The organism is Actinomyces sp. zg328 (assembly GCF_009829635.1).
In the GTDB taxonomy this organism is placed as follows: Bacteria; Actinomycetota; Actinomycetes; order Actinomycetales; family Actinomycetaceae; genus Actinomyces; species Actinomyces marmotae.
On record NZ_VWPE01000007.1, the window covers coordinates 39,035 to 53,193 of the forward strand.

Sequence of the window (14,159 nt, forward strand, 5' to 3'; positions counted from 1 at the left end):
GTTGCAAGACGGTCGATATTCGCGGGGCGGCGCCCTCGCGGGGGGATCCGGGTGACTGGTGTCACTGCCCGAGGGGAGGTGCTCAATTGGACTCCGGGGGCCTCCAACGGCTATCGTCTCTCTCGCTTCTCGCGCGAGTGGCGGAATTGGTAGACGCGCACGGTTCAGGTCCGTGTGATCTAACGATCATGGGGGTTCGAGTCCCCCCTCGCGCACCGAGTACGGTGTGGGCCCGGTCCAGATGGACCGGGCCTTCGTCGTCGTCCCGATGATCCCGGTTGCCCGGCCCGCCCCGACCGCTGGCCGCGCGGCGCGCCGGCGGGGGGCGGGCGCGGCTCAGGCGCGGCGTCGGCGCTCGACGAGGCGGGCGACCATCTGGCCGACGGCCGCCCCGCACCAGGAGCCGACGGCGTTCTGGGCGATGTTGGCCAGGCTCGGCCTGCGCTCAAGGGAGGGGATGAACTCCTGGGCGACCTCCGCGCCCGCTCCGATGAGGCAGCCCAGCAGCGCCCACGCCCACCAGGGCACCCGCGGCCAGGCCAGCGTGAGGATCGCCGTCAGGGGCGCCAGCATGACGAGGTTGAGGGCGACATCCTTGCCCTCCTCGCTCAGGAAGGGCGGGCCGAGGAAACTCTTCATGGAGGCGACATCGCCTCCCGAGGGCCAGAGCACCGCCATGAGCACTGCGATCCCGTAGAGGAACGCCAGGGCCCTCGCCGTTCTCCGGCGGGGGCCGGGCCGGTGGGCGTGCCGTGGCGTGGTCAGCCGATCAGGCCCGAGGTGGGGGAGCCCCTCGGTGGAGTCCGGATCGATGTTGCTGGGCGCTCCGACACGGGAGGAGCGCGAGATCATGGGAACGGGCACGCCTCTCAGCGTAGGTGTGGGAAGGGATGGGTTTCGAGACCGTGGAGGCTCGAAATGGTCACGAGACCGGTCGATCGGGGCGAGACCGGTCGATATTAGGAGCGAGACCGGTCCGCCATCCACAGGCCCTCCTAGCCCTTGTGGGGGCGGGAAGGGCCTGTGGAGGACCAACCGGTCTCGATCGTCATTTCGACCGGTCTCGATGCTGTTTTCGACCGGTCTCGGCGCGGAGGGGGGTGGGGATCAGCAGCAGCCGGTCTCGATGCTCTGCTCGGCGAGCTCGCGGCGGGCGCGCCAGTACTCCCGCTCGCTCATCGGCTCGTGATCCGGATGCTCGCGCCGGTGACGGGCGACGTAGCGCTCGTACCCGGATTCGCCGGTGAAGTCCCGCCACATGGCGCGCGCCTGGCGCAAGCCGTCGCGCAGGCCGTTGGGAAGCCCCGTCAGGGCGCGAGTCATCCGAATCATCTCCTTCTCGAGCCGGCTGTCAGTGAGCGCCGTGGGGCGCCTGGCCGGGGATGAGCGCCGGGTCGCCCACGGCCTCGTACTCCTTGACGAGCTTCTTCTGCAGCGGCGAGGCGAGCATCGTGCTCGGCGCGTAGAAGTTGGACTCCTGGTAGGGGTCCTCGGAGTTCGAGGTGTCGTGCGCGCGGATCGCCTTGATGACCCGCAGGAGCGCCATGATCATGACGAAGGCCACCATGGCCACGAACACGACAGACAGGGTTCCCTGGATCATCGTGTTGCGCACGACTGCCCGGGTGTCGGCGATCGCCGTGGCGTCGGTGAGCGTGGGCAGGAGCTTCTTGGCGTCGCGCCACTGCTGGAAGTAGCCCACGCGCGGATCGGTGGAGAAGATCTTGTGCCACGACGCCGTGAAGGTGACCACCGTGTCGAACACCAGCGGGATCATCGGGATCCACACGTACTTCGTGTAGCCCTTGCGCACCACCATGACCGTGCACACCAGCAGCGCGACGGCCGCGATGAGCTGGTTGGCGATGCCGAAGAGCGGGTAGAGGGTCTGGATCCCTCCTCGGGGATCGGTCACACCCATGAGCAGCAGCGATCCCCAGGCCGTCACGACGACGGCGGTGGTCGCCCAGGCGCCCACGTGCCAGGAGGGGTCGCGGAACTTGGGCCAGATGTTGCCCAGCGCGTCGGAGAGTTGGAAGCGCGCCACGCGGGTGACGGCGTCGACGGCCGAGAGGATGAACAGGGCCTCGAACATGATGGCGAAGTGGTACCAGAATCCCATCATGGCCCGGCCGCCGCCGATCTGGTGGAGGATGTGCGACATCCCGACGCTGAGGGTCGGCGCCCCACCGGTGCGCGAGACGATGCTGGGCTCGCCGACGTCGGAGGCCACCTGCTTGAGCGCCTCGGCGCCCGTAAAGGTCTTGGGGTTGCCCGCCTCGTCCCAGGAGTCCCAGGTGGGCTCCATCCGATTGCCGTGGGCGTCAGTGACGTTGAGGTTCTCGACGGCGGCGTCGGCGATCTCGGCGCGCGCGGCGGCCTTGTCATTGCCGTTGGCGGCGTTGGCCGAGGCGACGACGCTGGGGCCGGCGAGCTTGTCCATCGAGGCCGGGGAGGTGTTCATCGAGAAGTAGATGCCGGGGCTGAGCGAGACGGCCGCCGCCAGGGCCATGATCGCCACGAAGGACTCCATGAGCATGCCGGCGTAGCCGATCATGCGGACCTGCGACTCCTTCTGGATCATCTTGGGGCTGGTGCCCGAGGAGACCATGGCGTGCATGCCGGATAGGGCGCCGCAGGCGATGGTGATGAACAGGAACGGGAAGATGGCGCCGGCGAAGACCGGACCCTCGGTGTTGCTGGCGAACTCGGAGACGGCGGCCATCTCGACGACGGGGCGCACGATGATGATCCCGATGGCCAGGATCGCGATGGTGCCGACCTTCATGAAGGTCGAGAGGTAGTCGCGCGGGGTGAGCAGCACCCACACCGGCAGGACGGCGGCGAGGAAGCCGTAGATGACCATGGCCCACACGAGCGTCGTGGGGGACAGGTGCAGGAACTTGCCGAGGGAGGACTCGGCCACCCACCGGCCGCCGATGATGACGCCGATGAGGATGGCGAAGCCGACAATGGAGACCTGCGTGATGTTGCCGGGCTGGACGTAGCGCAGCCACAGGCCCATGCCGATGGCGATCGGGATGGTCATGCCGACACTGAAGACGCCCCAGGGGGACTCGGCCAGGGCGTTGACGCAGACCATCGCGAGGACCGCCAGGACGATCATGAGCATGACGAAGACGACGATCGTGGCGACCGTGCCGCCGATCTTGCCGATCTCATCGGTGGCCATCTGGCCCAGGGACCGCCCGCCGCGGCGCATGGAGAAGAACAGGACGAGCATGTCCTGCACAGCCCCGGCCACGACGACGCCCAGGATGATCCACAGCGTTCCCGGCAGATAGCCCATCTGGGCGGCGAGGACCGGCCCGACCAGGGGGCCAGCGCCGGCGATGGCGGCGAAGTGGTGGCCGTAGAGGACCACGCGGTGCGTCGGGTCGAAGTCGCGGCCGTTGTTGATGCGCTCGGCCGGGGTCGCGTTGGTGTCATCGGGGCGCATGATCCTGCGCTGGATGAACAGGCCGTAGAAGCGGTAGCCGATGGCGTAGGTGCAGATGGCGGTCACCACGAACCAGATCGTGTTGACCCTCTCCCCGCGCGCCACTGCCAGCATCCACCAGCCCAGCACTCCCAGGGCGGTGATGACCACCCAGGTCGCGATGCGCTTGGGGGTCCAGGTGGTGTCCATCCTGGTGCCGACGGGCACGCCAGCTTTGTTCCTGATGATGAGGCGCTCCTCCTGGGGGGTGTAGGAGGGCAGATCCTTCTGGTCTTGGGAGTTCATAGATTCCCTTCTCGGCACTGAGAGAGAGCGTTGCGGGGTGGGACATGAGGCGCGCCTGTGATGACGGCCTCGCAGAGCCTACTCATTGTCTCAGGGATTGGCCACGTTGACTACGCCAGTGTCAGTAAAACGCGGCGCAGGGGTGTCAAGTGTGGACAGACGGCGCGGGAGCGGAGCGGGTCCGCCCTGAACCGGTCTCGATGCTGATAACGACCGGTCTCGGTGGTGATAACTACCGGTCTCGGCGAGGGGGCTGGGGGGCGTGGGGGCCGAGGGAGTCCGGGGTGATGACGGGCAGGACCGACCAGGGGAAGTTGATCCACTTGTCGGTCTCCTTCCAGCAGTAGTCCGGGGTGAAGACGGAGCGGGGCTTGCGGTAGATGACGGCGCTGCGCGCGTCGACCGGCACCGTCTCATCGCCCAACTCCAGGCCCTGACTGCGCAGGAGGTCCATGACCAGCTTGAGGGTCTTGCCCGAGTCCGCGACGTCGTCGACCACGAGGACTTTCTTGCCCGGCAGCTCGGAGGCGTCCATGAGCGGGGGCAGGATAACCGGCTCCTCCAGCGTCTCGCCGATGCCGGTGTAGAACTCGACGTTCATCGCGCCCATCGCCTTGATCCCGATGGCGTAGCCGATCGCGCCGGCCGGGATGAGGCCGCCGCGGGCGATGGCGATGATGAGGTCCGGCATCCAGCCCGAGGCGACGATCTGCGCGCTCAACTCGCGCTCGGCGACGCCGAAGAGCTCCCAGGTGAGGTTCTCACGGTCCGGGTGGTCGGCGGTGGAGGCGCCGTCGTCGAAGGCCGCGCCGGGGGCGGTGGGAGAGGTCTGGCTGGGGCTGTTCGCGTTGCTCACGTCGGCATCCTGGGATCGGGACAAAGCGGTTGCGTGTGAATCGTAGTCGGAGGCGCGCGCCGAGGCGAGGCGCCCGGATCGGCCGCGCGCCGCCGGCCGGGCGTCGCCGTCGGCGTCGTGCTCCTGGGGACGGGCCCGGGGGCACGGGCTTGTCCCTGAGAGCATGAGCCCGGCGCCGCGGGAGGGGATGGGCCTCAGCAGGGCGCGTCGTCGAGGTGCGCGACGAGGGAGGCCGCCAGCCCCGTGTAGGTCGCGGGCGTGAGGGCCAGGAGGCGCGCCTCCACCTCGGCGGGCATGCCCAGGCCGGCGATGAACTCCCGCATCCCCTCGGCGCTCACCGCGCGGCCGCGGGTCAGCTCCTTGAGGCGCTCATAGGGGTCGGCCATGCCCGTGGCCCCGGCCACCGACGCCGCCCGCATCGCCTGCTGCACCGGCTCTCCCAGCACCTCCCACGTCGCGTCCAGGTCCTCAGCGAGCCGCGCGGCATCGACGTCGAGTCCGGCCAGGCCCCGGCGGATGTTGTCGATGGCCAGCAGGCAGTGGCCCAGGCCGACGCCGATGTTGCGCTGCGTCGTCGAATCGGTGAGGTCGCGCTGGAGGCGGGAGGTCACCAGCGTGGCGGCGAGCGTGTCCAGCAGCGCCCCCGAGACCTCCAGGTTCGCCTCGGCGTTCTCGAAGCGGATCGGGTTGACCTTGTGCGGCATCGTCGACGAGCCCGTGGAGCCCTGCGCGCTCAGGCGCTGGCGGAAGTAGCCCAGGGAGATGTAGGTCCAGGCGTCCGTGGCCAGGTTGTGGGCGATCCGCCCGAAGCGCGCCACGTCGGCGTAGAGCTCGGCCTGCCAGTCGTGGGACTCGATCTGCGTGGTCAGCGGGTTCCAGGTCAGGCCCAGGTGCTCCACGAAGTCGCGCGCCACCGCCTCCCAGTCGGCCCCCGGCACGGCGACGACGTGCGCCCCGTAGGTGCCGGTGGCGCCGTTGATCTTGCCCAAGTACTCGGCGGCCTCGACGCGGCGCGCCTGGCGGCCCAGCCGATGGGCGAGCACGGCGAGCTCCTTGCCCAGCGTGGTGGGCGTGGCGGGCTGGCCGTGCGTGCGCGACAGCATCGCGGCGCCGGCGTGCTCGCGCGCCATCGCGCCCAGATCGGCGACGAGCCCGCGGGCTGCCGGGAGCCACACCTCCTGGATCGCTGAGCGGATGGTCAGGGCGTAGGCGAGGTTGTTGATGTCCTCGGAGGTGCAGAGGATGTGGACGATCTCGCCCATGCCCGGCAGGACAGTGGCCCCGCCGTCGGCGCCCGTGACCCCGGGGGCCTGGGCCGCGGCGGCGAGGCGGCGCTTGAGCAGGTACTCCACGGCCTTGACGTCGTGGCGGGTCTCGGCCTCGATGGCGGCGAGCTCGGCGATCTCGTCCGGTCCGAAGGCCTCCACGAGCCCGCGCAGGTAGGCGGTCTCAGCCTCGGTCAGGACGGGCGCCCCGGGGAGCACGCGGTTGGCGGTGAGGTGGATGAGCCACTCGACCTCCACGTGCAGGCGGGCCCGATTGAGGGCGGCCTCGGAGAGGTGGTTGGTCAGCGGGGCGACGACGGCGCGGTAGCGGCCATCGAGCGGACCCAGAGCGATGGGGGGAGTCACGGTGGCGAGGTCGACCATGCGCTCATTGTGGCAGGCGCTGGGCGTCCCGCGCGCTGGGCGCCCAGCGGGATGGTGGTCAGTCCCGCTTCCGGTGGAGGGCGGCGACGACGACCGCCGAGACGACCGAGGTGATGAGCGCGGCCGGGATCGCCCCGGACCAGCCGTTCACCATCAGCCCCACGGCCAGGCGGTCACCGGCGGCGCCGCTGAGGAGCTCCTCCGTGATCCAGCCCGTCAGTCGCAGCATCGCGCCGTTGACCACGAGGGCGAACAGCCCGAAGGTGAGGAGGTACAGGGGGAAGGTCAGCACCTTCGCGACGGGCTTGACCACTGAGTTCACGGCGGCCAGCACCGCGCCGATGATGAGGAGGTTGACGATCGCCAGCAGCGTCGTCGCGTTGGCGGGCAGGGACACTGAGGCGGGGAGGAGGCGCGAGGCCAGCCACAGCCCGGCGGCGTTCCCAACGATCCTGATGGCCAGTTCCATGCCTCTATCCTGCCAGCCCCCGCGCGGGCCGCGCAGTGACGGGGCTGCGAGGAGGGTGCGGAGGCGCCCGGGAGGATGGCTGGACCGTGGGCCGCTCTCGCTACGCTCATCCCATGACGTACGACGCCTCGCGCCCCACCGCCGTCGAGCGCCCCACCGCCGAGGCCGGGCGCCGCTCCGACGCCCTCACCCGCCCGCGCCGCCCGGAGGCGGGATGAGCGAGCCGTCGGGCGGCCGGGCGCCAGGGCCGCCCGAGCCCCCTGCCTGGATCGCCGAGCTCGTGCCCGTGGCCGATCGCGCCCGAGCGCCCCTGACCACCGCCCTTCCCTGGATCGGCGCCGGAGCCCTCGTCGCGGCGGCCGCTGGCGCCTGGGCGGCCCGCCTCTCCCCGCGCGACCTGCCCGTGGCGCCCTGGCATGCCGCCCTGCTCCTCCTCGCCGCCGGCGCTGTCCTCGCCCTCGACCGTGACCTGCCCGCGGACCGCCGTCTGCCCGCGGGCGTGGTCACCGGCACCCGGGTGCTCCTCGTCGACCTCACCGTGAGCGCCCTGTCCCTCGGGCTGTGGATCGGGCTGCGCCTGTCCGGCGCCCCGCGCGCCCTCCTGACCGCCGCGACCTGCGCGGGAGCGGCTGTGGTCATCGGCAACCTCGGGGCCTGGTTGCGCGCGGGCCTCGGCGCCCGGGCGCGCCGGGCGGCGGCAGCGCTGGCCGTGGTGAGCGCGCTGGCCGTCGTCGTGGCGGGACTCGTGGTGGGCATGGCCGAGGGGCCGCGACTGCCGGGCGCCTCCTGGTGGTGGGTGGGCGCGCTGGCCGTCGTCGCCGATGTCGAGGCGGCGCTCGCCGTGCGCCGTGAGCGCGGGGCGCGACGCCGGGGCGCGGCCGCCTGAGGCTCCCCCGCCCCTGGTGGGGGACGCCTGCGGCGCTCCGGCCTCGCACGGCCCCGCCCCTTCCCCGTGAACCACAGGCGTCCTCATGCATGACCTGTGACGGCCTCTGGGGACGCCTCGCCCAGGGTGCTCCGGGGCCGACCTACCGTCGAGACATGGCACAACTCGACATCGCGTCGGCCGACACCGAGGTCGACGCCGCATCCGTCCCCTCCGCCGTCCCCGCCAGTTGGACGGGGCTGGCCGCCAACCAGTGCCAGAGCGCCCTGGACTCGGCCGTCCTGCTCATCCCGGCCCTCCACCCACTCATCGATGCCGCTGCCAGCGCCGCCAAGGACTTCGACGCGATGCGAGGAGGCTCGTCATGACGCCCGTGGCCGCCACGCTGCTCAGAGCGGACCCCGTCCTGCCGCCCAGCCCCCCGCCGACGGGCCGGGCCCACCGCGCTGAGCCCTCGGCGAATCCCCGTCCCTCGCCCTCACCCACCCAGGCGCCGAGCCCCGTGCCGACCGCCCAGGCGCGACCCGCCCCGGTGCCGCCCCCAGGGGCGCCGGTCATCTCCGGTCACAGGTGGGGGATGACCCAGGGCCGCCCGCTCGTCCTCGTGGCCGGGGGGTCATCCATCTCAGTGAACACGGCGGACCTGGATGCCCTCGCGGCCTCGCTCACCACCGCCGCCAGCCATCTCGACACCGCGGCGAAGCATGTGCGCAGCGCCAAGACCGACGCCGAGAACGCGCCCGTCCCGGCGGACATCATCGCCCAGGACCCCAGTTACAACACGGTGACCGGCGCTCAGACCGGCAGTTCCCTCCTGCCCGACGCCGATTCATCATTCGTCGCGAACCTCGTCGAGCTCCCCGTTGCCGCCTTCGAGCGCAAGCGCAGCGCCCTCATCTCCGCTTGCGACGCCCTGCTCACGGGCACCGGCTCGCTCAGCGCCGCCTCGAGAGCCCTCACCTTGCTGGCGGCGGACGTGTCGGCCTGCTCGCTCATGTACACCGACGCCGAGCACGGCGCTACGGTGCGCACGGATGCCGACGTCGGCGCCCGCGTCCACGGCCCGTCCCCGGAGGCCCTCGTGGCCGGCGTGGCCATTGGGAGCGGGCTGGCGTTCACCGCCGGCGTCTGGCTGCCCACAGCCATCCTCGTCGACATCTTCACCACCTACGGCCTCATGCCCGAGGACGCCCAGGTGGTCCTGGAGGACCTGCAGCTCCTGCTCAAGAGCGATGTCACCTCGGAGTGGGCCCTGAGCAACATCATCGGGCTGGCCTGCCTCGGCGCCTGGGCGAGGAAGGGGGAGACCGGCCGGGAGGGAGCCACCATCGAGGAGTTCCTGCGGGTCTCCGCGAGTCGGCTCGACGCCAAGGCGACGGCGGAGCTCCCCGCTGAGGTGCAGGTGGGCAGTCGGAAGGTGCCCACATCCTCCCTCACGCCGATGCAGCGCGTCGCCTACGCCCTGGCGCTCGAATCGGAGAGGGCCGGGGTCATCCGCCACGGTGAGCCGACCGGCCTGCTCATCGCTCCGCACAACAAGAAAGGCGCCACGGGCACGGCGGTCCGCGTCCCGCCCGGCCCTCAGGACCCCTTCGGCCTGGGCACCGGCATCGCCGTCCAGGACCTCACCGGCAGTCGGATCGACTCCCCGCCATCCACAGCCTCCGAGCTCCTCGACCACGCCCAGACCATCAAGGGCCAGGCCCGGGGCGACGGCGCCGGCGCCATCTCGATCCTGCGCACGGACCACGCCGACGGCACGCGCAGCTGGGTGGTCGTCGTGCCCGGAACCACCGAGTGGACCAGCGGGGATTCCAACCCCCAGGACCTCCAGACCAACCTCCAGGCCGTCTCCGGGCGCCCCACGGACATGGAGGCCGCCGTCGTCACGGCGATGAGGCAGTCAGGGATCCAGCCGGGCGAGGAGGTTGGGATCTACGGGCACTCCCAGGGCGCGATAACGGCGGTCAACATCGCCTCCGACCCCGCCCTCACCGAGCGCTACACGATCACGAGCATCCTGACCGCGGGCGGCCCCACCTCCGGGGTGGCCCTGCCGGACGGCGTGCGCGCCCTCCACCTGGAGTCCACCAGCGACGTCGTGCCCGGGCTGGACGCCTCCACCAACCCGGTCTCCCCCAACCGGGCCACCGCCTACGTCGACACCCGCGGGGGAAGCGCTCACACCGAGTCGGTGTACGCCGACGCTGTGCGCGGCGCCGAGAGCGGTGAGCGGGCCTTCGCTGACTACTCCAAGGACCTCTCCCGCCTCACCGGGGCGCGGGAGCGGGGGGCCACCACCACCGAGGTGGTCTTTGACGTCACCCGCGAGTCCTGACAGCTTCCGGGAGAGCCGGGGCGCGGGCAGCCGGGCGTCGGGCGGTCGGGGGCGGAAGACGGGGCGCGGCAGGGCCCCTTGGTGGGAGGATGCGGCAATGAGCAGCACGAGCACGTCCGCCACGGGCGCCGTAGCGCCTGTTTCCGCTCCCCCGGCCGTCCCGTTGCGCCGCGGCATCGCGGCCCTGCCGGCCTATGTGCCCGGCGCCCGCCCCCAGGGCGCGGGGATCGCCAAGCTCTCCTCCAACGAGCTGCCCTACCCGGTCCAGGACTCCGTCCTCGCCGCCCTCACCGACGCCGCCGCGGGTGTCAATCGCTACCCGGAGATGACCGGGCAGTCGCTGGCCGAGGCCCTGGCCGCCAGTCACGCCGAGCACGGGATCGACCCCCGGCAGATCGTGCTCGGCAATGGCTCAGTGGCCCTCATCCAGCACCTGCTTGACACGGTCTGCGAACCGGGTGACGAGGTCGTCATCCCCTGGCGGTCCTTCGAGGCCTACCCGATCTGCGTCGCGGTGGCCGGGGCGCGGGCCGTGCGCGTCCCCGTCACCGCCGAGGGCCGCCACGACGTGCCCGCCATGCTCGCCGCCTGCGGGCCAGCCACCCGGGTCATCATGGCCTGCACTCCGAACAACCCGACCGGCCCCGCCCTCACTGCCGCCGAACTGGAGGCGCTGGTGGATGGCGCCCCCGATGATGTGCTCGTGCTCGTCGACGAGGCCTACCTCGACTTCGTCACCGATCCGGCGGTCGGCAATGCCCTCGACCTGCTCGCTGACCACCCCGGCCTCGTGGTCTGCCGGACCTTCTCCAAGGCTCACGCCCTGGCCGGCATGAGGGTGGGCTACCTCGTGGCAGAGCCGGCGCTGGCCGCGGCGATCCGCTCCGTGACCACGCCTTTCGGGGTGAGCCTGCCCGCGCAGGCCGCTGCCGCTGCCGCCATCGCCCCGCCGGCCCTGGCCGAGACGGCCAGGCGTGCGCGCGCCGTCGCCGTCGAGCGGGACCGGGTCCTCGCCGCGCTGCGCGATCAGGGCTGGTCGGTTCCGGACGCCCAGGGCAACTTCCTGTGGCTGCCCGTGGGCGGGGACGCCGCCGCCCTAGCCGCGCACTTCGAGGCGGCCGGCATCCTCGTGCGGCCCTTCGACGGCGACGGCGCGCGCGTCAGCATCGGGACGCCAGCGGAGAACGACCGCGTCCTGGCCGCGGCGGCCTCCTGGCCTGGCGAGCGCGCCTGACTGAGCCGCCTCGCCCTCATACCGCCCCCGCTCAGGCGATCGTGACGAGGAACAGGGCGCAGAAGACCATCTCCACGATCCCCATCGTCCCCGGCCGCAGGGGCCGGTGCTTGAGGCGCACCTGGCGCCACTGGAGGGTCGGCATGACCCAGGCGCGGATCGCCAGCACCACCCACAGGATCGCGTGCGCCCACGGGACATATCCCCCGGCCGCCGCCCAGACGGCGAGCGCGGCGACGACGGCGTGGGCCGCCGTGCACCCCACGAGCAGGCGGGTGTTGAAGCGCTCGCGGATCATCGACTTGATGTACGGGACCGTCCCCCCGAAATAGGCGGCGATGAGCGCGGTGGCCATCCAGGACCACGGCCATCCCGTGAGTTCGCCATTGGGGCTCGCCCCGGCGAGCGCCGTTGCCCCCTCGCCGGTGCCGAGGAAGCCGCCCCGACCCTGGACCGCCAGGTGGTAGGTGATGCCGGCCATGAGGCTGGCGGCGGTCGTCGTGGACAGCCCGGAGGCCAGTGAGCGCTCACGGCCGCGCCACACCTCGTGAGCGGCGATGCCCAGCAGTGGCAGCATCGGGATGGCCCATTGCAGCAGGTAGGGGGCCAGGAGGATCGTCAGCAGCCCCAGCCCCGCGGTGAGCGACGTGTAGGTGGCCATCGGGGGGATGAGGAGGGCGCGCTTGCGGGCCGAGCGCGTGCGCAGCCACTGCGACCAAGCCCAGTAGGTGAGGTAGCCGTTCCACCAGGCCGGCAGGAGCAGGAGGTTGAGCCAACTCCAGCCGCCGACCACCCAGCCGACCATCGGCGGGACGATGAGCATCGCCCACGCCCCGTGCTGGTTGGGAACCCAGGCTCGGCGGCCCGGCTGGCGGCGGATCTGCTCCTGCGTGGGACGGGGCGCGCGGCCGGGCCGACGGGGAGCCCGCTTCGACGGCGCGGGGGGACGGGTCTGCGTCATGTGAGCCAGCGTACGGGCCCGCTCATCTGCGCGTCAGCACTGTCATCTCCCGGGAGTCGCGCCGGGGGGCCTGGGATCGGGCAGAGGGGCGGTGGCGCCGGTGAGGGGGCCGGCCCGACGAAGCGGCGCCACCGCCCAGGTGGTCCGTCAGCTCTTAAGAGCGGAGGCGACGACCTTCTTGGCCTCCTCCTGGACGAGGGCGAGGTGCGCCTCGCCCTTGAAGGACTCAGCGTAGATCTTGTAGACGTCCTCCGTGCCGGACGGGCGGGCCGCGAACCAGGCGCTCTCGGTGGTCACCTTCAGGCCGCCGATCGGCTGGCCGTTGCCGGGGGCCTTGACGAGGCGCGCGGTGATGGGCTCACCGGCGAGTTCGGTGGCCGTGACGTCCTCGGGGGACAGGGCGGCGAGCTTGGCCTTCTCCTCCTTGGAGGCGGCGGCGTCGATGCGCGCGTAGGCGGAGGCGCCGAAGCGCTCGACCTGCTCGTCGTGGAGCTGGGAGGGCGACTTGCCGGTGACGGCGATGATCTCGCTGGCCAGGAGGGCCAGGATGATGCCGTCCTTGTCCGTGGACCACACGGTGCCGTCCTTGCGCAGGAAGGAGGCGCCGGCGCTCTCCTCACCGCCGAAGCCCACCGAGCCGTCGAGCAGGCCGGGCACGAAGTGCTTGAAGCCGACGGGCACCTCGACGAGCTCGCGGCCCATCGCGGCCACGACCCGGTCGATGAGGGAGGAGGAGACGAGGGTCTTGCCGACCTTCGCGTCGGATCGCCAGCCGGGGCGGTGCGTGAAGAGGTACTCGATGGCGACGGCCAGGTAGTGGTTGGGGTTCATGAGCCCGTCGGGGGTCACGATGCCGTGGCGATCGGAGTCGGCGTCGTTCCCGGTGGCGACGTCGTAGGGGGTGTTGCCCTCGGCGTCGGGGGTCATGGCGGCGCGCAGGGAGGCCATGGCGTTGGGGGAGGAGCAGTCCATGCGGATCTTGCCGTCCCAGTCCAGCGTCATGAAGGACCAGGCGGGGTCCACGTTCGGGTTGACGACCGTGAGCTCAAGGCCGTAGCGCTCCCCGATGGCGCCCCAGTAGTCCACGGAGGCCCCGCCCAGCGGGTCGGCGCCGATGCGCACGCCGGCGGCGCGGATGGCCTCCATGTCGATGACGCTCTCGAGGTCGGAGACGTAGGTCTCCAGGTAGTCGTGCTTGACGATGTGGGGCCCCTCAAGGGCCTCGGCGATGGGCACGCGCGGCACGTCCCGCCAGCCGGAGGCGAGCAGTTCGTTGGCCCGGGCGGCGATCCAGCTCGTGGCGTCGGAGTCGGCGGGGCCGCCGTGCGGCGGGTTGTACTTGAAGCCGCCGTCGCGCGGCGGGTTGTGGGAGGGGGTGACGACGATGCCGTCGGCCAGGCCGGGGCCGCCGTCGCGCGGGCCGGCCTCGGTGCCCGCGCCGTTGGCCAGGAGGATGGAGTGCGAGACGGCAGGGGTGGGCGTGTAGGAGCCGCGGGCGTCGATGGCGGTGGTGACGCCGGCGCCCACGAGCACCTCGATGGCGGTGCGCCAGGCGGGCTCGGACAGGGCGTGCGTGTCACGGCCGATGTAGAGGACGCCGTCGGTGCCCTGGGAGCGGCGGTACTCGACGATCGCCGCGGTGGTGGCGACGATATGGGCCTCGTTGAAGGCGGTGTCGAGGGAGGAGCCGCGGTGCCCGGAGGTGCCGAAGACCACCTGCTGGGCGGGGTTGGCGGGGTCGGGGACGAGCTCGTAGTAGGCGGATGTGACCTCGTCGACGTCGATGAGGTCCTCGGGATGGGCAACTGTTCCTGCGCGTGGGTGCATGGGGGCAGTGTGTCATGCGCCACCGCTGCGGCCGAGCATGTCCACCGGGCGGACGGAATCAGCATGGCTAGCGGGACGCTCTCGCCTCCAGGCTCAGATCACCGAGATGCTGGCGGCGAGCGCGTCGGCGATGCCCGGGCGGCTCTGAGGGGCCGCCAGAGCCACCGCCCCGCCCCGGCGCTCTACAGTGTGTG

At 71.7% G+C, this 14,159-nt stretch carries 12 protein-coding genes and 1 tRNA gene; 5 read left to right on the top strand and 8 right to left on the bottom strand.

Features of this window, described 5'->3' with window-relative positions; genetic code table 11:
• The first annotated feature begins 131 nt into the window (after window positions 1-131).
• Window positions 132-215, top strand: a tRNA-Leu gene (locus GVV75_RS05085).
• A 121-nt stretch (window positions 216-336) separates the two neighbouring features.
• Here the strand turns inward: GVV75_RS05085 and GVV75_RS10285 are convergent.
• The 6 genes from GVV75_RS10285 to GVV75_RS05115 form a co-directional block, all read right to left on the bottom strand.
• Complete coding sequence (locus tag GVV75_RS10285) at window positions 337-864, bottom strand: VanZ family protein (RefSeq protein WP_236266066.1); 528 nt, start codon at window positions 862-864, stop codon at window positions 337-339.
• Between the two features lie 243 nt (window positions 865-1,107).
• Complete coding sequence (locus GVV75_RS05095; RefSeq protein ID WP_159624334.1) at window positions 1,108-1,323, bottom strand: YbdD/YjiX family protein; 216 nt, start codon at window positions 1,321-1,323, stop codon at window positions 1,108-1,110.
• Window positions 1,324-1,351: 28 nt separating this feature from the next.
• Window positions 1,352-3,745 carry a carbon starvation CstA family protein gene (locus tag GVV75_RS05100; protein ID WP_159624336.1) on the bottom strand — a complete coding sequence of 798 codons (2,394 nt, stop codon included), beginning with the start codon at window positions 3,743-3,745 and terminating at the stop codon, window positions 1,352-1,354.
• A gap of 232 nt (window positions 3,746-3,977) precedes the next feature.
• A complete protein-coding gene (locus GVV75_RS05105; RefSeq protein ID WP_159717936.1) occupies window positions 3,978-4,601 on the bottom strand; it encodes a phosphoribosyltransferase in 624 nt (207 codons plus the stop codon).
• Window positions 4,602-4,795: 194 nt separating this feature from the next.
• Complete coding sequence (gene purB / locus GVV75_RS05110) at window positions 4,796-6,250, bottom strand: adenylosuccinate lyase (protein ID WP_159717938.1); 1,455 nt, start codon at window positions 6,248-6,250, stop codon at window positions 4,796-4,798.
• A gap of 58 nt (window positions 6,251-6,308) precedes the next feature.
• A complete protein-coding gene (locus tag GVV75_RS05115) occupies window positions 6,309-6,719 on the bottom strand; it encodes a phage holin family protein (RefSeq protein ID WP_159624342.1) in 411 nt (136 codons plus the stop codon).
• Between the two features lie 214 nt (window positions 6,720-6,933).
• Between GVV75_RS05115 and GVV75_RS05120 the strand changes: the two genes are divergently transcribed.
• The 4 genes from GVV75_RS05120 to hisC all read left to right on the top strand — a co-directional run bounded on the left by GVV75_RS05120 (window position 6,934) and on the right by hisC (window position 11,177).
• Window positions 6,934-7,605 carry a hypothetical protein gene (locus GVV75_RS05120; RefSeq protein ID WP_159717940.1) on the top strand — a complete coding sequence of 224 codons (672 nt, stop codon included), beginning with the start codon at window positions 6,934-6,936 and terminating at the stop codon, window positions 7,603-7,605.
• Window positions 7,606-7,760: 155 nt separating this feature from the next.
• Entirely contained in the window at window positions 7,761-7,973 is a 213-nt protein-coding gene (locus GVV75_RS05125) for a hypothetical protein (protein ID WP_159624346.1), read from the top strand.
• Complete coding sequence (locus tag GVV75_RS05130; RefSeq protein ID WP_159717942.1) at window positions 7,970-9,943, top strand: hypothetical protein; 1,974 nt, start codon at window positions 7,970-7,972, stop codon at window positions 9,941-9,943. Before GVV75_RS05125 ends, GVV75_RS05130 begins: the two co-directional genes overlap by 4 nt.
• A gap of 97 nt (window positions 9,944-10,040) precedes the next feature.
• Window positions 10,041-11,177, top strand: a complete 1,137-nt coding sequence (hisC, locus tag GVV75_RS05135; RefSeq protein ID WP_159717944.1) for a histidinol-phosphate transaminase — start codon at window positions 10,041-10,043, stop codon at window positions 11,175-11,177.
• Between the two features lie 31 nt (window positions 11,178-11,208).
• On the opposite strand, the gene GVV75_RS05140 is transcribed toward hisC, so the two are convergent.
• The gene (locus GVV75_RS05140; protein WP_235925237.1) at window positions 11,209-12,138 is read right to left on the bottom strand and encodes a YwiC-like family protein; all 930 of its coding nucleotides are present in this window, start codon (window positions 12,136-12,138) and stop codon (window positions 11,209-11,211) included.
• 147 nt (window positions 12,139-12,285) lie between these two features.
• Window positions 12,286-13,965: a phosphoglucomutase (alpha-D-glucose-1,6-bisphosphate-dependent) gene (gene pgm / locus GVV75_RS05145; RefSeq protein WP_159717946.1), complete on the bottom strand. Its 1,680-nt coding sequence runs from the start codon at window positions 13,963-13,965 to the stop codon at window positions 12,286-12,288.
• Between the last annotated feature and the right edge of the window lie 194 nt (window positions 13,966-14,159).